The 18460-nt window shown below is 63.9% G+C and carries 19 protein-coding genes; 14 read left to right on the top strand and 5 right to left on the bottom strand.

The genetic code is table 11. The features are described 5' to 3' along the window. Positions 1-147 precede the first annotated feature (147 nt). A complete protein-coding gene (locus AB7Z56_RS02295) occupies positions 148-1281 on the bottom strand; it encodes an ROK family protein (protein WP_063980442.1) in 1134 nt (377 codons plus the stop codon). A 137-nt stretch (positions 1282-1418) separates the two neighbouring features. Here AB7Z56_RS02295 and AB7Z56_RS02290 point away from each other — a divergent pair, with 137 nt between their 5' ends. The 4 genes from AB7Z56_RS02290 to AB7Z56_RS02275 all read left to right on the top strand — a co-directional run bounded on the left by AB7Z56_RS02290 (position 1419) and on the right by AB7Z56_RS02275 (position 4719). Continuing rightward, complete coding sequence (locus AB7Z56_RS02290) at positions 1419-2894, top strand: metallophosphoesterase family protein (RefSeq protein ID WP_441256149.1); 1476 nt, start codon at positions 1419-1421, stop codon at positions 2892-2894. A 331-nt stretch (positions 2895-3225) separates the two neighbouring features. Next, the gene (gene rplU / locus AB7Z56_RS02285; RefSeq protein WP_063980440.1) at positions 3226-3615 is read left to right on the top strand and encodes a 50S ribosomal protein L21; all 390 of its coding nucleotides are present in this window, start codon (positions 3226-3228) and stop codon (positions 3613-3615) included. 97 nt (positions 3616-3712) lie between these two features. Next, positions 3713-3982 carry a 50S ribosomal protein L27 gene (rpmA, locus tag AB7Z56_RS02280; RefSeq protein ID WP_011083253.1) on the top strand — a complete coding sequence of 90 codons (270 nt, stop codon included), beginning with the start codon at positions 3713-3715 and terminating at the stop codon, positions 3980-3982. 143 nt (positions 3983-4125) lie between these two features. Beyond that, positions 4126-4719 (top strand): GNAT family N-acetyltransferase, encoded by a 594-nt coding sequence (locus AB7Z56_RS02275; RefSeq protein WP_063980439.1) that lies wholly within the window; start codon positions 4126-4128, stop codon positions 4717-4719. 186 nt (positions 4720-4905) lie between these two features. Here the strand turns inward: AB7Z56_RS02275 and AB7Z56_RS02270 are convergent, their stop codons facing one another. Continuing rightward, a complete protein-coding gene (locus tag AB7Z56_RS02270; protein ID WP_063980438.1) occupies positions 4906-5820 on the bottom strand; it encodes a DMT family transporter in 915 nt (304 codons plus the stop codon). Between the two features lie 118 nt (positions 5821-5938). On the opposite strand from AB7Z56_RS02270, the gene AB7Z56_RS02265 reads away from it, so the two are divergent. The 3 genes from AB7Z56_RS02265 to AB7Z56_RS02255 all read left to right on the top strand — a co-directional run bounded on the left by AB7Z56_RS02265 (position 5939) and on the right by AB7Z56_RS02255 (position 9439). Then, on the top strand, positions 5939-6421 hold the full coding sequence (locus AB7Z56_RS02265; RefSeq protein ID WP_014490587.1) for a MaoC family dehydratase: 483 nt from the start codon (positions 5939-5941) through the stop codon (positions 6419-6421). 85 nt (positions 6422-6506) lie between these two features. Beyond that, positions 6507-7547, top strand: coding sequence for a GTPase ObgE (gene obgE, locus AB7Z56_RS02260; protein ID WP_063980437.1), 1041 nt, complete (start codon positions 6507-6509; stop codon positions 7545-7547). A 257-nt stretch (positions 7548-7804) separates the two neighbouring features. After that, positions 7805-9439 carry an alkaline phosphatase family protein gene (locus AB7Z56_RS02255; RefSeq protein ID WP_063980436.1) on the top strand — a complete coding sequence of 545 codons (1635 nt, stop codon included), beginning with the start codon at positions 7805-7807 and terminating at the stop codon, positions 9437-9439. 133 nt (positions 9440-9572) lie between these two features. Here AB7Z56_RS02255 and AB7Z56_RS02250 read toward each other — a convergent pair whose 3' ends face one another. Then, on the bottom strand, positions 9573-10538 hold the full coding sequence (locus AB7Z56_RS02250; protein ID WP_063980435.1) for a Bug family tripartite tricarboxylate transporter substrate binding protein: 966 nt from the start codon (positions 10536-10538) through the stop codon (positions 9573-9575). Between the two features lie 195 nt (positions 10539-10733). On the opposite strand from AB7Z56_RS02250, the gene proB reads away from it, so the two are divergent. Beyond that, positions 10734-11855, top strand: a complete 1122-nt coding sequence (proB, locus tag AB7Z56_RS02245; protein ID WP_028149988.1) for a glutamate 5-kinase — start codon at positions 10734-10736, stop codon at positions 11853-11855. Positions 11856-11874: 19 nt separating this feature from the next. Here proB and AB7Z56_RS02240 read toward each other — a convergent pair whose 3' ends face one another. Further along, positions 11875-12171, bottom strand: coding sequence for a type II toxin-antitoxin system RelE/ParE family toxin (locus AB7Z56_RS02240; protein ID WP_063980434.1), 297 nt, complete (start codon positions 12169-12171; stop codon positions 11875-11877). Next, positions 12161-12439 (bottom strand): type II toxin-antitoxin system ParD family antitoxin, encoded by a 279-nt coding sequence (locus AB7Z56_RS02235; protein ID WP_063980433.1) that lies wholly within the window; start codon positions 12437-12439, stop codon positions 12161-12163. The genes AB7Z56_RS02240 and AB7Z56_RS02235 overlap by 11 nt, the downstream gene beginning before the upstream one ends. Before the next feature lie 194 nt (positions 12440-12633). Between AB7Z56_RS02235 and AB7Z56_RS02230 the strand changes: the two genes are divergently transcribed. The 6 genes from AB7Z56_RS02230 to AB7Z56_RS02205 all read left to right on the top strand — a co-directional run bounded on the left by AB7Z56_RS02230 (position 12634) and on the right by AB7Z56_RS02205 (position 18460). Next, the gene (locus tag AB7Z56_RS02230; RefSeq protein WP_063980432.1) at positions 12634-13929 is read left to right on the top strand and encodes a glutamate-5-semialdehyde dehydrogenase; all 1296 of its coding nucleotides are present in this window, start codon (positions 12634-12636) and stop codon (positions 13927-13929) included. A 23-nt stretch (positions 13930-13952) separates the two neighbouring features. Then, entirely contained in the window at positions 13953-14597 is a 645-nt protein-coding gene (locus AB7Z56_RS02225) for a nicotinate-nucleotide adenylyltransferase (RefSeq protein ID WP_063980431.1), read from the top strand. 208 nt (positions 14598-14805) lie between these two features. Further along, positions 14806-15162, top strand: coding sequence for a ribosome silencing factor (rsfS, locus tag AB7Z56_RS02220; RefSeq protein ID WP_014490594.1), 357 nt, complete (start codon positions 14806-14808; stop codon positions 15160-15162). A 93-nt stretch (positions 15163-15255) separates the two neighbouring features. Then, positions 15256-15738, top strand: coding sequence for a 23S rRNA (pseudouridine(1915)-N(3))-methyltransferase RlmH (gene rlmH, locus AB7Z56_RS02215; protein ID WP_014490595.1), 483 nt, complete (start codon positions 15256-15258; stop codon positions 15736-15738). Positions 15739-15770: 32 nt separating this feature from the next. Further along, positions 15771-17108, top strand: coding sequence for a murein hydrolase activator EnvC family protein (locus AB7Z56_RS02210; RefSeq protein WP_063980429.1), 1338 nt, complete (start codon positions 15771-15773; stop codon positions 17106-17108). After that, positions 17105-18460, top strand: a complete 1356-nt coding sequence (locus AB7Z56_RS02205; RefSeq protein ID WP_014490597.1) for a S41 family peptidase — start codon at positions 17105-17107, stop codon at positions 18458-18460. The genes AB7Z56_RS02210 and AB7Z56_RS02205 overlap by 4 nt, the downstream gene beginning before the upstream one ends.

Below are 18460 nucleotides of genomic sequence, written 5' to 3'. Positions count from 1 at the left end.
CGCGGTAAACACTGGCGGTCCCGTGCCGCTCATTGAAATACTGGCTGGGAAGGGCGGCTTCGCCGGCCAGGGTGAGGCGACGATTCGACCCTAGCGAGTGTCCTGTGCGCCGCAACGCAATCCGGTCCTTAACCTAACCAGTCAAGGTTACTCCTTGTCCGCCTTACTCTTTTTCTTGCCGTTCTCAGTAGAATCCCGGTCTTTTCCGTTGCCGTTGTCCTTGCGGCGGTTGGTGAAGCGGGCATTGCCGAGCCCGGTGCCGATGGTGAGCACACCCCAGCGATCGACGTCCTGCATGAACGGCACCTCGGAGAGGCCCTGAACCACGCCGTCATTGTGCATCAGGATCGCGGTGTCGTGGTCGCCGATCACGGGGATGCCCTCGATCAGGCTCGCCGGCAGGTTGAACTTGCTGCTCTCCCAATTGCCCGGCAGGTTCTGTGCGCCCTTCTCGATCGAGCCATCCTCGTTGATCACGCCGGGGCAGGCGATGCCGATGAAGGGAGCGAGCTTGTAGCCATCTTTCTCGGCCTCGGTGATCAGCCCCTTCAGCATCTTGGTGAGCCGCTTCACCGCACCCTCGCGGGTCGGCTCGTCATCCGCATGACGCCACAGCTCGGATTTCACGACCTTGGCCTTCGAGAGGTCCTTGGCCTTCTTCCAGCCGGTCTCCACCAGGCCACAGCGGATGTTGGTGCCGCCGATGTCGACGGCGAGGATGCTGTCATGAGCCTCGAAAATCCATGATGGCGCCAGATGCAGCGCGCCTATCAGGCCCGCTTCATCGGGATGGGCGCGGATCGGCACCATGTCGATCTTGAAATCCTCGGCCTTGAGGATGATCCCGGTGCGCGCGATCGCGAGCTCACCGAGCCGTGAATCGCGGAAGCCGCCGCCGACGACGATGCGCGCGGTCTTCGCCCAGGCCTTGCTCTTGAGGAAGCGACGGGTGACGTAAGCGAGCTCCTGGGCAAAGTCCTCGATGGCGCTATGCACCACGGCCCAGGCCTCGGTGTCATCGCCGATCAGGATGGCGTCCAGCGTCTTCTTGCTGATCTCATCCGATGGCTCCTTGCCGAACGGATCCTCGCCGGACTTGCGCAGCGGCTTGCGCCAGCGCTCGAGGATTTCGCGGAACGCGCCCTTGCTGGCGCGGTCGCCGAGGAAACCGTCCTCGTCCTTCATCTCGATGTTGAAACTGTCGATGTCCACTGACGGCAGCCGCGCCGCACCGTGGGCGGCGATGCCCGTCGTCGTCTTGACCAGTTCGTCCGTTGCCATGAAAGCCCTGCCCGATTGCAAAAATCCGGCGGGACAACAAACGGGAACCCGTTTGGTTGCGTTGCCCATGGCACAGTTCTGGCCACGTCCGGGGATATATGGTATATTGTTCGCCCTCAGATTGTGGGGAGGATCGAATGGGAATTGCCTTCGACCTGGCCACCGTCAACTGGTTGGCCCATTTGCTTCAGCCTGGCGGACACATTCCCCGGCGTGCCGCGCCTGATGAGCACGAATCGCTGGAAATGTTCCTAAGCCAATTGCCGGAGCGTTTTGTCTCCTCTCGCGGGAACAAGGACAAGGTGCGCGAGGTCGCTGAGGCGGCACGTGCGCAATTGAGCCAGATTCCCTACGGGCAGGAGATTCCCCTTGAGATCCTCGAGTCGCTGCAACAACTGTTTTCGCACTACCCTTGGATCGGCATGATCGTGCCATCGATGAAGAATATGGAGCTGGATCGTTTTCTGGCCTCTCCGGAATTTCTTTACGATCTCGTCCATAAGGTGAACTGGCAAGACGACGGCCTGATCATGCAGCCCCGGGATCTCGACGATCACCCGCAAGCGCTGCTGGACGTCTTCCCCCCATTTCAGACTGCGTTGAACGCAATGACGCGGTGGCCCGGGCTGCTGTTCTGGAGACCCAACGAGGATTCCGTGTTTCTGCCCTTTGCAGGCAAGACGCCGGCTGCTGTCCGCGAATGCGCGGGATGGGCGTTGTCCAATCTCAAGATATCCAGGTTTCGCGGATTAAAGACATTCGAAGCCGAATATTTCAGGAGATTTCCAGAGGCCAGAGCTACTGCAGCATCAACCACGACGCTGCTGCATATCAGCGACCTTCACATCGGAAGCACCGAGGCAGCGACGAGCTTGCCCCGTCTGCAACAATTGTTGCGGAATCAAATCCACGAGATACCGAATGGGCAAAAGGTCGTTTTGGTCATCAGCGGCGATCTGATCGACGATCCCAAAGACGAGTACTACAATTCGGCGCGACAGTTCCTCGACACAGCGCAAAACCTCACGGAGGAACCACCGATCCTCGTTTTGGGCAACCACGACGTCCGAACAGATGGCTATCTGAGCGAGAACCTGAGAAACGCGATCAAGCTCCCGACAAATCGCGTGCGATGGTTCGATGATCGGCCTCTTGGTCTGGTCTGCTTCAATTCAGTGGCCGGCGGCCGTCTCGCCGCGGGCAAGATTGGGCCGGAGCAATTTGCCGACGTTGGCAACGAAATCGACCACAAACGCGATTGGCGGGATCACACGCTGGTTGGCGTACTCCATCATCATCCGCTCCCGGTCGATAATCCCGCCTGGTATGCAAGGCCGTTCTACGAGCGGATACTGGGACGATTTTTCGAGAAGACCGACCAGCTTGAGGACGCCGCCGAATTCGGGGACTTCGTCCGCCAGCGGCGATTTGCCGCCGTGCTTCACGGGCACAAGCATATCCCTCGCGTTGCGTCGATACCGGGACCACCTCCGATCGCGGTTTTGGGATGCGGAAGTTCCGTCGGAAAGGTTCCGACCAATGATGGGAGGATCTTCCTGTCCATCAACCGCATCGACGTCAATCACAGACCGGGTCCTTGTCGTGCCGGCTGATGGCCGAGCGCACCCTGGGGGCGGGCATGAGCCAATGGGACCGATGGGAGAGCCACGAGATCCTCCATGCGCAGGCCTTGTAGCCTCCTGGATTACGGGTGAATTGCCCTAAACTCTTCGGTTTTCGGCGCTTTTCCTTGACTCTCCGCGTCCGGCGGCTATAAGTCCCGCAACCGGCGCGGGGCGTTTCTCGCGCTGTTTGTTTTTGCGTGGGTTTTCAAAGGGATAACTCCCGCCCGCACAAAACGCGCATAAACCCATAGCGACTGACAAAAAGCCGGCCCGGACGATTCTCGTCGCGAGGCCGGGATTTGAACACGGAGAAAAAACGATGTTCGCAGTCATCAAAACCGGCGGCAAGCAATACCGCGTCGTGCCGGATGATGTTCTCGAAGTAGGCAAGATCGAAGGCGAAGTCGGCTCGATCATACAGCTGAATGAAGTGCTGGTGCTCGGCGGTGACACGCCGGTCCTGGGCGTCCCGACGGTCGCAGGCGCGTCCGTTGCGGTCGAGGTGCTCGACCACAAGCGCGGGCCGAAGGTCATCGCGTTCAAGAAGCGCCGCCGCAAAAATTCGCGCCGCAAGCGCGGCTATCGCGACGAGATCACGGTCCTCCGTATCTCCGAGATCCTGACGGACGGCGCCAAGCCCACCAAGGGCCCGCGTCCGAAGCGGGAGAAGGTCGCCAAGGAAGCGACCACCGAAGAAGCCGCCGCATAATTTGATCACGCGCAATCACGAATTGATGCGTGAGAAATTGTGAAATGATTCCGTCAAGGAATTGATCTAGAAGTACGCAGGATTTTGGAGACGAGCCATGGCTCATAAAAAAGCAGGCGGTTCATCGCGCAACGGTCGCGATTCGAAGGGCAAGCGCCTCGGCATCAAGGCGTTCGGCGGCGAAGTCGTGATTCCCGGCAACATCATTGCGCGTCAGCGCGGCACCACCTGGCATCCCGGCCTTAATGTCGGCATGGGCACGGACCACACTCTGTTCGCCAAGATCGAGGGTCGCGTCACGTTCCAAGCCAAAGCCAACGGCCGCACATTCGTATCGGTACTCCCGATCGCCGAGGCGGCTGAATAGACGGTGGACCAAATTTGGAGTCCGCCGGGTCCTTGACCGAACCGGCGGAGTCCACAAGACGGCTCCAGGGGAGGCAGGGAAACCGGCCTCCCCTTTCGTTTGACTTGCTCACTTTTCACTTAGTGACTTTGACGGAGCCGGACATGTTGCAGGATTTCTCGAGCGTGACCTTGCGGGAGGCGAGACCGAGCGTCGTCGCCACCGAGCGGCTGACGTTGCGGCGCCCGACTCTCGCCGACGTCAGGACCATCGCCCACCTCGCCAACGACCGCCGTGTCGCGGAAAACACCCGCCGCCTTCCACACCCCTATTCGCAGGACGACGCCGTCGAATTCGTCCGCGCCACCGCCGCGCTCGGCAGCGAGACCGTGTTCCTGATCGAGCACGACACCGGGCCGGTCGGCATGGTCGGCATCGACCGCTCCACGCCCGACAATGCCGAGCTCGGCTACTGGCTCGGCGTCGAGCATTGGGGCCAGGGCTTTGCCACCGAGGCGGCGCGCGGCGCGATCGACTTCTTCTTCGAGGAATTCGAGGACGATCATCTCCATGCGGGCGCGCGCGTCACCAATCCGGCCTCGCGCAACGTGCTGGAGAAGTGCGGCTTCCAGTGGAGCGGCGTCCAGCTGCATCGCTTCCTCGCGCTGGGCTCGTCCACGCCGGTCGATTGCTTCCGCCTGTCACGCGGCGTGTGGTCGTCGCTGAAGAACTGGAGCAGTGCGAGACGGATGAGGTAGGGCGGAGAACTGCTCCATTCTCCGCTGTCGTCCCGGGGCGCGACAAAGTCGCGAGCCCGGGACCCATAATCCCAGGGAGAAGTGGGGGACAAAAACTCCCGCTCCGAGTTATCGCAAAACGGCGTCCTGTGGGTATGGGTCCCGGGCTCGCGCTACGCGCGCCCCGGGACGACGGTGTGACCGCAGCTACGCCGGCGGATTCACCTCGTTGCTCGGGCGGCCGAGATCGCGTTCGCGCAAGTAGATGTAGAACCCGGCGCCGATGATGATGGCGGCGCCGATGATGGTGGCAATCGACGGCACGTCGCCGAACACGACGAAGCCGAAGATCACGGCCCAGACGATCATCGAATATTGATAGGGCACCACGACGCTCGCCGGCGCCAGCTTGAGCGAGCGGTTGACGCAGAACAGCGCCGTCACCGAGACGCACCCCGCCATTGCGAAGATCGCGAGGCTGCCCGGTGTCGGCGGCACCCAGTGGAATGCCGACAGCACAGCACCCAGCGAGAACGTGCCGATGAATTGCGACGACGCCATCACGATGTCGGGCGTCTTCCGCAGGCTGCGCGTGATCAGCATCAGGGTCGCAAACGACAGACTGCCGCCGAGCGCGATCAGCGCCGGCAGGCTGACCGTCTGGGCCGACGGCCGTAACGCGATCAGCACGCCGCAGAAGCCGATCAGGATCGCCGTCCAGCGCCGCCAGCCGACCTTCTCGCCGAGGAAGATCGCCGACATCGCGGTGACGAAGATGGGGCCGGCGAGATAATAAGTGATGACGTCGGCGAGCGGCAGATAGACCGTCGCGAGGAAGAAAGCGGCCACTTCCAGCGTCGACAGCACGACGCGAAACAGCTGCAGGCGCGGCCGCTCCAGATGCAGGAACTGGTGACGCTGCCGCCAGACCAGCGGCGACAGCAGCAGCAGCGCCGCGCAGGCGCGCAGGAACAAGAGCTGCCCCACCGAATACGTCCCGACCAGGAACTTGCCCATGGCGTCGCCGAACGAGAACATGAAGATCGACAGCACCATCAACGCAATGCCGGCCAGGCGTGCGGAGCGGTCGTCATAGGCGGAGAGATTCTTGAAGAAGGGCATTGGCGCCGTTTTAATCACGTGGGCGCGCCGGACAAGCCCGCATCTGCCGATTGAACGGATTGTCGCACTCTTCGCGGCGCGATAGCGATAGGCGCCTCCCCAACTAGAGAGCATGGACATGACCGACTTCGACCCGACGCGGCATCGCATGATCCCCGCGCAACGCTGGTTTGAGGATTTCGTGGTCGGCGAGCGCTTCGTGCTGCCGAGCCGCACCCAGACCTCGGCGGTGTTCGCCGCCTTCCAGACCGCGAGCGGCGACACTCATCCCGTGCATTACGACGTGGAATATTGCCGCAGCCGCGGCATGCCGCATCTGCTCGCCCACGGCTTCCAGACCTTGATCCACACGGCGCCCGGCGCAGGCCTGTTTCCGTTCATGGTCGAGGACTCCCTGGTCGGCTTCCTCGAGCAATCGAGCCGGTTCCTCAAACCGGTGTTCGCCGACGACACCATCTATCCCGCGCTCGAGGTCACGGAGCTGGTGCCGGGTCGCACGACCGGCGCGGTGACGCTCAAAAGCACCGTATTCAACCAGCGCAAGGAGCTGGTGCTGGAGGGGATGCAGAAATTCCTGATCCGGAGACGGCCTGCGGGTTAAGCACGGGGTCAAATTCGCGGAAATTCGGCCGATTCAGGGATAAGTCCGGGTTGCCGCGCGGGACCACCTGCCCTACCTATGGCCCATGAAATTCCTCGACGAAGCAAAGGTCTATATCCGCTCCGGTGACGGCGGGAACGGCTGCGTGGCGTTCCGCCGCGAGAAGTTCATCGAATTCGGCGGTCCTTCCGGCGGCAATGGCGGCCGCGGCGGCAACGTGGTCATCGAGGTCGCCGACGGCCTCAACACGCTGATCGACTACCGCTACCAGCAGCATTTCAAGGCCCAGAAGGGCGAGAACGGCTCGGGCTCGGACCGCCATGGCGCCAACGGCAAGGCGATCGTGCTGAAGGTCCCCGTGGGCACGCAGATCTTCGACGAGGATCGCGAGACCCTGATCCACGACTTCACTGATGTCGGCGAGAAGTTCGTGCTGGCCGAGGGCGGCAATGGCGGCTTCGGCAACGCGCATTTCAAATCGTCGACCAATCGCGCGCCGCGCAACGCCAATCCCGGCCAGCCCGGCGAGGAGCGCTGGATCTGGCTGCGGCTGAAACTGATCGCGGATGCCGGCCTGGTCGGCCTGCCCAATGCCGGCAAATCGACCTTCCTCTCCAAGGTCAGCGCGGCGAAGCCGAAGATCGCCGACTATCCCTTCACCACGCTGCATCCGCAGCTCGGCGTCGTGAATTCCGACGGCCGCGAATTCGTGCTGGCGGACATTCCCGGTCTGATCGAAGGCGCGCATGAAGGCGCCGGCCTCGGCGACCGCTTCCTCGGCCATGTCGAGCGCTGCCGCGTGCTGCTGCATCTCGTCGACGCGACCTGCGAGCACGCGGGCAAGGCGTATAAGACGGTTCGCAACGAACTCAATGCCTATGGCGGCCTGCTCACCGACAAGATCGAGATCGTCGCGCTGAACAAGATCGACGCGGTCGGGCCGGACGAGTTGAAGAAGCAGAAGGACCGGCTGAAGCGCGCCGCCAAGAAGACACCGCTGCTGCTCTCCGGCATCACCGGCGACGGCGTGAAGGAAGCGTTGCGCGCGCTTGTCGAAGTGATCGGCGAGGCCCCGGTATCGGCCAAGGCGAAGAGCGCGGCCGAAGCGGAGCCGTGGTCGGCTTGAACTCTCTCCCCACGGTCGTCCCCGCCTAGTGCGCAATTGCGCACGGGGAGCGGGGACCCATACCGCGTGATCTTTCGATTGCGGACGGTTGTAGTACCGAACAACGAGCCTTCGCAAAACTACGTCTTGGGGTTATGGGTCCCTGCTTTCGCAGGGACGACAGCGGAATGCGCGGCCGCGGGCACGCGTATCGCTGGCTTGTCATCGCGCCCGCGATAGCGCAGCATTAAAAAATCAAGAAACGGCAGGGGCGAAGCATGGCGCGCGCGAAGAACGTTCTCTGGATCATGTGCGACCAGCTTCGCTACGACTATCTCGGCTGCACCGGCCATCCCACGCTGAAAACGCCCAACATCGACGCCATGGCCAAGCGTGGCGTGCTGTTCAGCAAGGCGTATGTGCAGTCGCCGATCTGCGGCCCGTCGCGGATGTCGTTCTACACCGGGCGCTACATGCGCTCGCACGGCTCGCACTGGAACGGCTGGCCGCTGCGCGTCGGCGAGCCCACGCTCGGCGACCACCTCAAAAAGATCGGCGTGCGCAACGTGCTGGTCGGCAAGACCCACATGGCGCCCGATCTCGAGGGCATGAAGGCGCTCGGCATCCCGCCGGAATCGATGATCGGCGTTCACGTTGCCGAATGCGGGTTCGAGCCTTATGAGCGTGACGACGGCCTGCATCCAACGGGACGGCCGCGCCCGAAATACGATGAGTACCTGCGCAGCCAGGGATTCGAGGCGACCAATCCCTGGGAGCATTGGGCGAATTCCGGCGAAGCTGGCGACGGCTCCCTGCAGAACGGCTGGCTCCTGGTGCATGCCGACAAGGCCGCGCGCGTGCCGGACGAGCACTCTGAGACGCCCTACATGACGCGGCGCGCGATGGACTTCATCAGCGAGGCCGAGACCGACGGCAGGCCGTGGTGCCTGCATCTGTCCTACATCAAGCCGCACTGGCCCTACATCGCGCCCGAGCCCTATGCGAGCATGTATTCGACCGATGACATGATCCCGGCGATCCGCTCCGAGCGCGAACGCCAGAATCCGCATCCGGTGTTCGGCGCTTACATGGACATGCGCTACTCCCGCAACATGGCGCGCGACGAGGCTCGCGAGAAGGTGATCCCGACCTATATGGGCCTGATCACCCAGATCGACGACCAGATGGGCGTGCTGATGAAGTTTTTGGAGGCGCGCGGCCTGCTGGACACCACCATGATCGTGTTTACCTCCGATCATGGTGATTATCTCGGCGATCACTGGATGGGCGAGAAGGATCTGTTCCACGAACAGTCGGCGAAGATTCCGTTGATCATCATCGATCCGTCGAAGGAAGCCGACGCCACGCGTGGCGCGCGCAGCGACGCGCTGGTGGAAGGCATCGATCTCGCGCCGACCTTCGTCGATTATTTCGGCGGCAAGGTGCCGGGCCACATCCTCGAAGGACGCTCGCTGCTGCCGCTGCTGCGCGGCGAGAGGCCGTCCGACTGGCGCAAGGTCGCGTTCTCTGAATACGACTACGCCATGCAGGATGTGCGGCTGAAGCTGAACCAGCCGATCGAACGCTGCCGCCTGTTCATGGTGTTCGACGGCCGCTGGAAATACATCCACGCCTCCGGCTTCCGCCCGATGCTGTATGATCTCGAAACCGATCCGGAGGAATACGTCGATCGCGGCGACGATCCGGAATGCGCCGCGATCATCGCGAGGCTACAGGCCGAGCTGTTCGACTGGGCCCTGCATCCCAACGACCACATCACCACGCCGCGCGAGAAGATCGCGAACTATGCCGACAACCAGCTCCAGGTGAAGGGCGGCATTTTGATCGGCGTCTGGGATGAGGCGGAGCTTGCGTCGATCAAGGACGGGATCGCGCAACGCGCGAAGCTCTAAAACCCTCATGGTGAGGAGGCGCGAAGCGCCGTCTCGAACCATGCAGGCCCCCGCTGCTACAGCCGGGCCTTTCATCCTTCGAGACGCCGCTCCGCGGCTCCTCAGGATGAGGGGATAGAGTAGCGCGCGGCATTCAATTCTCGATCTTGTACCCCGTCGCCTTCACGATCGGCTGCCAGAACGCCGTGTTGGCGGCGAGCTCCTTGGTCAGGCCATCCGCGGTGCTGCCGACCGGGATCAGCCCGATCGCGGTGAGCTTCTCCTTCACCTCGGGCCTGGCGAGCGCCGCACTCGCGGCGGCGCCGAGCTTGCTGGCGAAGTCCGGCGGGCTGCCGGCGGGAAGCCACATGCCGTACCAGGCATCCGCGACGAGATCGATGCCGCTCTCCTTCAGCGTCGGAACCTCAGGTGCGAACGGCGAACGTTCCGCGCTCGCGACCGCGATGATCTTCACGCCCTTGGCGCGGTGCTGCGGCAGCGCATCGGCCAATGTCACGATGCCGAACGACAGATGGCCGCCGATGAGATCGTTGAGGATGGGCGCGCTCCCGCGATAGGGCACGCGGGTCAAGGGAATGCCGAGATCCTTCTCGAGCTTGGAGCCCATGAAATGCGGAATGGTGCCGTTGCTCGGCACCCCGAACGACGTCTTGTCCGGATGCGCCTTCAGCCACGCCACGAATGACTTGAAATCGGCAGCGTCAATCGCCGGGCCGATCACGACTGCGAATTCGAACCGCGCCAACAGCGACACCGGCATGAAATCCCTGGCCGTGTCGAAGCTCGGCGTCGTCTCCACCATCGGCAGCAGGTACATGGTGGGGCCCGTCGTCACCAGCACCATGCTGCCGTCGGCACTCGCGCCCTTCACCGCCTTGATGCCGATCAGGCCGTCGCCGCCGGTACGGTTCTCGACGACGATGGTCCGTTGCAGCGCCGGCGCCATCTCCTGCGCGATCAGCCGGCACAGCGTGTCGCCGCCCGCTCCCGCCGCGAACGGGAAGATCATCTTTGTCAGCCCGGCCTGCGCTTGCGATCCGCCCGCCTGCGCCAACAGCGGCAACCCGAGACATCCGGCGATGAAGTTGCGGCGATCCATCGGTTTCCTCTTTGAGCCCATTATGGTTGGCGACAATTAGAGCCAGACGCGTGTCCCGGACAAGCGCCGTTTACCATTTTAGCCGCCTTGCGCCGGCCATCGTCCTGCTGCAAAAGCAGGCCTTAACCGGCGCCGCCTGTCGCTCCGCCGTTTCCGATGCAGAGCAATCCGTCACACGCGCCAACGCATACACACATGGCCAGCCCCGAACTCAGTCAATTCCGCCGCATCGTCGTCAAGGTCGGCTCCGCCCTGCTGGTCGATTCCGACAAGGGCGAGGTGCGCGCCTCCTGGCTCGCCGCGCTCGCCGACGACATGGCCAAGCTGCATCGCGAGGGCCGCGATGTGCTCGTGGTGTCCTCGGGCTCGATCGCACTCGGCCGCAGCCGCCTCAAGCTGCCGCGCGGCCCGCTGAAGCTGGAGGAGAGCCAGGCGGCCGCCGCCGTCGGCCAGATCGCGCTGGCGCGGATCTGGTCGGAGGTGCTCGGCGCCCACGGCATCGGCGCGGGGCAGATCCTGGTGACGCTCCAGGACACCGAGGAGCGCCGCCGCTATCTCAACGCTCGCTCCACCATCGGCAAGCTGCTGGAATGGCGCGCGATCCCCGTCATCAACGAGAACGATACGGTCGCCACCAACGAGATCCGCTACGGCGACAATGACCGCCTCGCCGCGCGCGTCGCCACCATGGCGAGCGCCGATTTGCTGGTGCTGCTGTCCGATATCGACGGGCTCTACGACGCCCCGCCGAAGAACAATCCGAACGCAAAACTCATTCCCGTGGTCGACAGCATCTCCTCCGAGATCGAGGCCGTGGCAGGCGACGCCGAGTCCGAGCTGTCGCGCGGCGGCATGCGCACCAAGGTCGAGGCAGCCAAGATCGCGACCACAGGCGGCACGCATATGCTGATCGCCTCGGGCAAGATCGAGCATCCCCTGCAGGCGATCGCCGACGGCGGCCGCTGCACCTGGTTCCTGACGCCGGCCAACCCCATCACCTCGCGCAAGCGGTGGATCGCGGGCACGCTGGAGCCGAAGGGCACGCTGACCATCGATGCCGGTGCCGTGACGGCGCTGCGTGCCGGCGCCAGCCTGCTGCCGGCCGGTGTGATCAAGGTCGAAGGCCAGTTCGCCCGCGGCGATGCCGTGATCGTGCGCGGTCCTGATACCAGCGAGGTCGGCCGCGGCCTGATCGCCTACGATGCCGAGGTCGCCGAGCGGATCAAGGGCCGCTCGTCCCCGGACGTGATGGCCATCCTGGGCATCAGCGGGAGGTCCGAGATGATCCACCGCGACGATCTAGTGGTGGGTGGGTAAGGACGAGCAAGTCCGCCAACTATTGCATGTCGTCAGAGCCGATATCCTGGCGGCCGTGCATCACGCGGACGATCTCGACTCCATCGGGCAGCGGGACATAGAAGATCACGTAATTGCCAACGGGGAAGCTGCGCAGGCTGTCGCGCAATTCTCGCCGTTCGCGGCCAGCCAAGGGATTTTCCACGAGCATCTCGAAAATCTCGCCGATGCGCGCGATCTGCTTGTCGGCCGCCCGAACGCTGTCCGACGCGATGAAATCCCAGATCGAATCTAGATCTTGGTCGGCTTGTGGGGCCTTGCGGAATCTATTCGCCACGTTTGCGCGCGGCCAGTCGCTGCCGTCCCCGCGCCTTGATGTCGTTCATCCATTCCTGGACATCGACCTCTTCCATTGGTCCGCTGTCAAACCCCTTCTGGATTTCCTCCCGCAGCGCCTCCAGCTTGACCCTGCGCCGCTCTTCACGCTCCTCGACTAGGCGAAGGCCTTCGCGCATGACCTCGCTCGCGGTGGCATAGCGGCCGCTCTCGACCAGATCGTCGATCAGGTCCTCGAAATGCTTTCCAATGCTGTAGCTGCTCGCCATGGAACGGCTCCGTTATCAAGTAATGATATTTATTGATATTTGAGCGCCTCGCAAGGATCCGTCCGGCCTCGGGGGCAACCAGGCCATTGGCCGACCGGGCGGCGCGAACCGGGCCCCAGCCATACCCTCCCGACCCTTCGCAGACGCGGGATTTCCGTGCTAGGACACTGCCTTAGCAGAAGGTTGAACTCTCCATGGCCGCCCCCCTCAAAGCCGTCGACGGCAATGCCGATCTCCAGGCGCTGATGTCCGATCTCGCCGCCCGTGCCCGCGCTGCCGCGCGCGTGCTGGCGCTGGCGCCGCCGGAGCAGAAGAACAGGGCGCTCGGGGCCATGGAGCGGGCGATCCGCGCGAACTCTGCCGCGATCCTTGCCGCCAATGCCGAGGACGTCGCGGAGGCCCGGGCCTCGGGCACCATGATCGCCTCATTCATCGACCGCCTGACGCTGACACCTGCGCGCGTCGAGTCGATGGCCGAGGGCATCGGTATCGTGCGCGGCATCGCCGATCCGATCGGCATCGTCACCGAGAGCTGGCAGCGGCCGAACGGCATGACCATCGAGCGCGTGCGCGTTCCGCTCGGCGTCGTCGGCGTGATCTTCGAGAGCCGGCCGAACGTTGCGGCGGATGCCGGCGTGCTGTGCCTGAAATCCGGCAATGCCGTGATCCTGCGCGGCGGCTCCGACAGTTTTCGTTCGTGCCGCGCGATCCATGAATGTCTCGTCCAGGGCCTGCGTGACGCCGGGCTCCCCGAAGCTGCGATCACGCTGGTGCCGACGCGCGACCGCGCGGCGGTCGGCATGATGCTGTCGGGGTTGAACGGCGCCATCGACGTGATCGTTCCGCGCGGAGGCAAGAGCCTCGTCGCGCGCGTCGAGCAGGAGGCCCGCGTGCCCGTGTTCGCGCATCTCGAAGGCGTCAACCACGTCTATATCGATGCCAGCGCCGACCTCGCCATGGCGAAGTCGATCGTGCTCAACGCCAAGATGCGCCGCACCGGCGTCTGCGGCGCGGCCGAGACGCTGCTGGTCGATCGCGCCGCGGCCGCCAAGAACCTGAGGCCGCTGGTCGAGATGCTGATCGAGGCCGGCTGCGAAGTGCGCGGCGACGACGCCGTGCAGAAGACCGATGCGCGCGTCAAGGCTGCCAGCGAAGACGATTGGGACACCGAATATCTCGACGCGATCATCGCGGCGAAGGTGGTGGACGGTGTCGACGGCGCAATCGCGCATATCCAGAACCACGGCTCGCACCACACCGATGCGATCGTGAGCGCGGATGAGGCTGCTGCGAAGAAATTCCTGAGCGAGGTCGATTCCGCGATCGTGCTGCACAATGCCTCGACGCAATTCGCCGACGGCGGCGAGTTCGGTTTCGGCGCCGAGATCGGCATCGCCACTGGCCGATTCCACGCCCGTGGTCCTGTCGGCGCCGAGCAGCTCACGAGCTTCAAATATCGCGTCCACGGCACAGGTCAGACGCGGCCGTAAGTCATGTCGCGAGGCGTGGGGCATTGAGTAACAATTTCGTCGCGCCACGTTTCTTCGCGCAGGCCATTCCGCCCTACACCGAAGGCATGCGCGTCGGCCTGCTCGGCGGCTCGTTCAATCCACCGCACGAGGCCCATCGCGCCATCAGCCAGTTCGCGCTGAAACGCCTCCGACTCGACCGCGTGTGGTGGCTGGTGACGCCGGGCAATCCGCTGAAGGAGAACGGCACGCTGCATGAGCTCGGCGCGCGCATGCAAGCCGCGCGCGACGTCGCCGACGATCCCAGGATCGAGGTGACCTGTCTCGAATCCGTCATTCGTACCCGCTATACTATCGACACGATCAACACCTTGCGCCGCCGCCTCAGCGGCCTGCGCTTTGTCTGGATCATGGGCGCCGACAATCTCGCTCAATTCCATCGTTGGCAGCACTGGCGGCGCATCGCCGACCAGGTGCCGATTGCGGTCATCGATCGCCCGCCGCAGAGTTTTCGCGCCCTCGCCTCGCCCGCTGCCCAGGCCCTTGCACGCTACCGCGTGCCCGAGACGGACGCGGCATTGCTTCCGGATCGGCCAGCGCCAGCCTGGGTCTTTCTGACGGGGTTGAAACTGAACCTGTCCTCGACCGGCTTGCGGAACCCGGACGGGAGCTGGAAAGGTCCGAAGTGAGACGGAGTGTGTGGACGTTGTGGGGATTTCAGACTCTCTGGCATATTGAAACCCTTAACCCCACATGATGTAGTGTAACCAGTGAGCGTCGGATTCGGCGTTCGCGATACAGTGAAAGGAATGGTCCCTGACCACATCTGTATTGTCCAAGTCTGTTTTACCCAAGGTAGCGAAACCGGCGCGTAAAACATCGACCAAAGCTGCGGCCTTGAAGGCGCAACCCGACGCCGACAAGACGCTGAGCCTGATCCTCTCCCGCCTCGACGACATGAAGGCGGAAGAGACGGTCACCATCGACCTTCGCGGCAAATCGGCGTACTCCGACTACATGATCGTCACCACCGGCCGGGTGAACCGGCACGTCGGCGCGATCGCGGACAACGTCGCCAAGGGCCTCAAGGAAAACGGCATCAGGAACATCCACGTCGAGGGCTTGCCCAATTGCGACTGGGTGCTGATCGATTCCGGCGATGTGATCGTGCACGTGTTCAGACCCGAGGTCCGTGAGTTCTACAATCTCGAGAGATTGTACACGCAGGGCCCAGGGGCGGCGAAGGCGATCTAGGCTCATCGAGCCGATTTCGAATCGGCTGACGCGCATGCTAGCGTCGTGCGCGCGCATATTGCGCGCGGTCTCGAAACACGACCTGAAGATATCATGCGCGTTGCTGTCATTGCGGTGGGCCGGCTGAAGCAGGGCCCCGAACGGGAGCTTGCCGACCGCTATTTCGAGCGGTTCGACGAAGCCGGCCGCAAGCTCGGATTCCGCGAGCTCACCATCCACGAAATCCCCGAAAGCCGCGCGCGCGACACCGCGACACGGATGGCCGAAGAGGCCGCGGCGATTGGTGCGCACATCCCGGAAAAATCGATCCTGGTGGCGCTGGACGAGCGCGGCCAGAATCTCGACTCCACCGTATTCGCACGGCACCTCGGTCGCTGGCGCGACGAGGGTGCCGGACATACTATCTTCGTGATCGGAGGGGCGGACGGACTTTCGCCCGAATTGCGCCGTAAGGCCAAGCTCGCGATCGCGTTCGGCTCTGCGACCTGGCCGCACCAAATGGTCCGCGTCATGCTTCTGGAACAGCTTTATCGGGCCGCCACCATTCTGGCCGGCCACCCCTATCACCGCGCGTGATGCGCGCACAACGAGCACCTTTGCGTAAAGCGATGCGAGCGCCGATCCTCAACCTGCTGCTGATCGCCGGCGTCACGGGCGCAAGCCTCGCGCAAGCTCAGACGCAAGGTCCGATAATTGCGCCCGCGCCACAGACGGCGGCCGCCTCGCCCGATGCGATCAAGCAGCGCGAGCAGGAGCTCGAGGCCGCCCGCGCGAGGCAGAAGAGCGCCGAGGAAGCGCAGGCCAAGCTCAAGGCCGAAATCACCTCGCTCGGCCAGGACCGCACCCAGCTCAATCAGCAGCTGATCGATACCGCAGCCAATGTGCGGGCCGTCGAGACCAAGATCGACGAAGCCGAAGCGCGGCTGCGCTCGCTCAACGGCCGCGAGCAGCAGATGCGCACCTCGCTGGAGTCGCGCCGCGCCGACATCGTCGAGGTGCTGGCGGCCCTGCAGCGCGCCGGCCGGCGCACGCCGCCGGCGCTGTTGGTGCGGCCAGAAGATGCGCTGCAATCACTGCGCACCGCCATGCTGCTCGGCGCCGTGGTGCCGGAATTGCGCGGCCGCGCCGAGAAGCTCGCCGGCGACCTCGGCGAGCTCGTGGCCTTGCGCAAGAACATCGCCGCCGAACGCGACCAGCTTGCCACCGACCGCGACAAGGTCCGCAACGACCAGACCCGGCTGACCGCCCTGGTCGACGAGCGGCAGCGTCAGCAGGCGTCGCGCGAAAAAGACCTAGACGCCGAGAACTCGCGCGCCATCGCGCTCTCCAGGCAGGTCGGCGATCTCCAGGGGCTGATCACCAAGATGGAGCAGGATCTGCAGAGCGCCGCCAAGGCCGCCGAGAAGGCGGCTGAGGCCGCCAAGCAGGCCGAGGCCAAGGCGGCCGCCAGCGCCAAGCCCGGTCCGGGCACTTTCAAGGACCGGTCCCGGACCACCCCGGCGATCGCCTTCGCGGCGGCCAAGGGGCTCCTGCCTCTCCCGGTTAACGGTAACAAGATCAGGGATTTTGGCGGTTCCGACGGGGTCGGCGGTGTCCAGAAGGGCATTTCGCTGGCAACCAGGCCCGGCTCCCAGGTCACGACGCCGTGTGATGGCTGGGTTGTCTATTCCGGCCCGTTCCGCAGCTATGGACAACTCTTGATCCTCAACGCCGGGGGCGGGTATCATGTCCTGATCGCCGGGATGGAGCGCATTTCGGTTAACATCGGTCAGTTTGTGCTCACGGGGGAGCCGGTCGCGACCATGGGATCGACCTCACAAGTCGCCTCCATTCTCGCCACGAACGCGAGTCAACCTGTGCTGTATGTCGAGTTCCGTAAGGACGGCACTCCAATCGATCCAGGCCCATGGTGGGCCGCAAATGAAGGCGAGAAGGTTCGCGGATGATGCGCAAGACTTCAGTTATCCTCCTCAGCGCGGCCACCGGTGCTGCGCTGACGCTGTTCGTGACCCAGCCGCGCGCGGTCTTCATGGGCTCCAGCGCGCGAGCCGCAACTGCAGACACTTATCGCCAGCTCAATCTGTTCGGCGATGTGTTCGAGCGCGTGCGCTCGGACTATGTCGAGAAGCCCGATGACACGAAGCTGATCGAATCCGCCATCAGCGGCATGCTCACCGGCCTCGATCCGCATTCGAGCTACATGGACGCCAAGAGCTTCCGCGACATGCAGGTGCAGACCCGCGGTGAGTTCGGCGGCCTCGGCATCGAAGTCACGATGGAGGACGGCCTGATCAAGGTGGTCTCGCCGATCGACGACACCCCCGCTTCGCGCGCCGGCGTCATGGCCAACGACATCATCACCAATCTCGACGACGAAGCCGTGCAGGGCCTGACCCTGAACCAGGCGGTCGAGAAGATGCGCGGTCCGGTCAACACCAAGATCAAGCTCAAGATCATCCGCAAGGGCCAGGACAATCCGATCGACGTCACCCTGGTGCGCGACAACATTCGCGTCCGCTCGGTGCGCGCGCGCATCGAGGCCGACGACATCGCCTATATCCGCATCACCACCTTCAACGAGCAGACCACCGAAGGCCTGAAGCGCGAGGTCGCCAACCTCTCGAATCAGATCGGCGACAAGCTCAAGGGCTACATCATCGATCTCCGCAACAACCCGGGCGGCCTGCTCGAGGAAGCGGTCACCGTCTCCGACTCGTTCCTGGAGAAGGGCGAGATCGTCTCGACCCGTGGCCGCAATGCCGAGGAGACCCAGCGCCGCACCGCGCATGCGGGCGACCTCACCAAGGGCAAGCCTGTTATCGTGCTGGTCAACGGCGGTTCGGCTTCGGCATCGGAAATCGTCGCCGGCGCGCTGCAGGACCACAAGCGCGCGACCATCGTCGGCACGCGCTCGTTCGGCAAGGGCTCGGTGCAGACCATCATTCCGCTCGGCTCGGGCAACGGCGCGCTGCGCCTGACCACGGCGCGCTACTACACGCCGTCGGGCAAGTCGATCCAGGCGAAGGGCATCGTGCCCGACATCGAAGTGCTCCAGGATGTGCCGGACGAGCTGAAGTCGCGCACCGACACCAAGGGCGAGGCTTCGCTGCGCGGCCATCTCAAGAACGACGGCGACGAGAAGACCGGCTCGCAGTCCTACGTCCCGCCGGACGCCAAGGACGACAAGGCGCTCAAGCTCGCGGACGACCTGCTCCACGGCATCAAGAACAGCGCCTCCGCGGCGCCGACGCCGGGCGACAACAAGGCCACGACCGACAAGCCCAAAGCGGCGAACTAA

The organism is Bradyrhizobium sp. 482_C4_N1_8, assembly GCF_052075965.1.
Taxonomy (GTDB): Bacteria; Pseudomonadota; Alphaproteobacteria; order Rhizobiales; family Xanthobacteraceae; genus Bradyrhizobium; species Bradyrhizobium barranii.
This window is presented reverse-complemented; position numbering and strand designations above follow the sequence as displayed.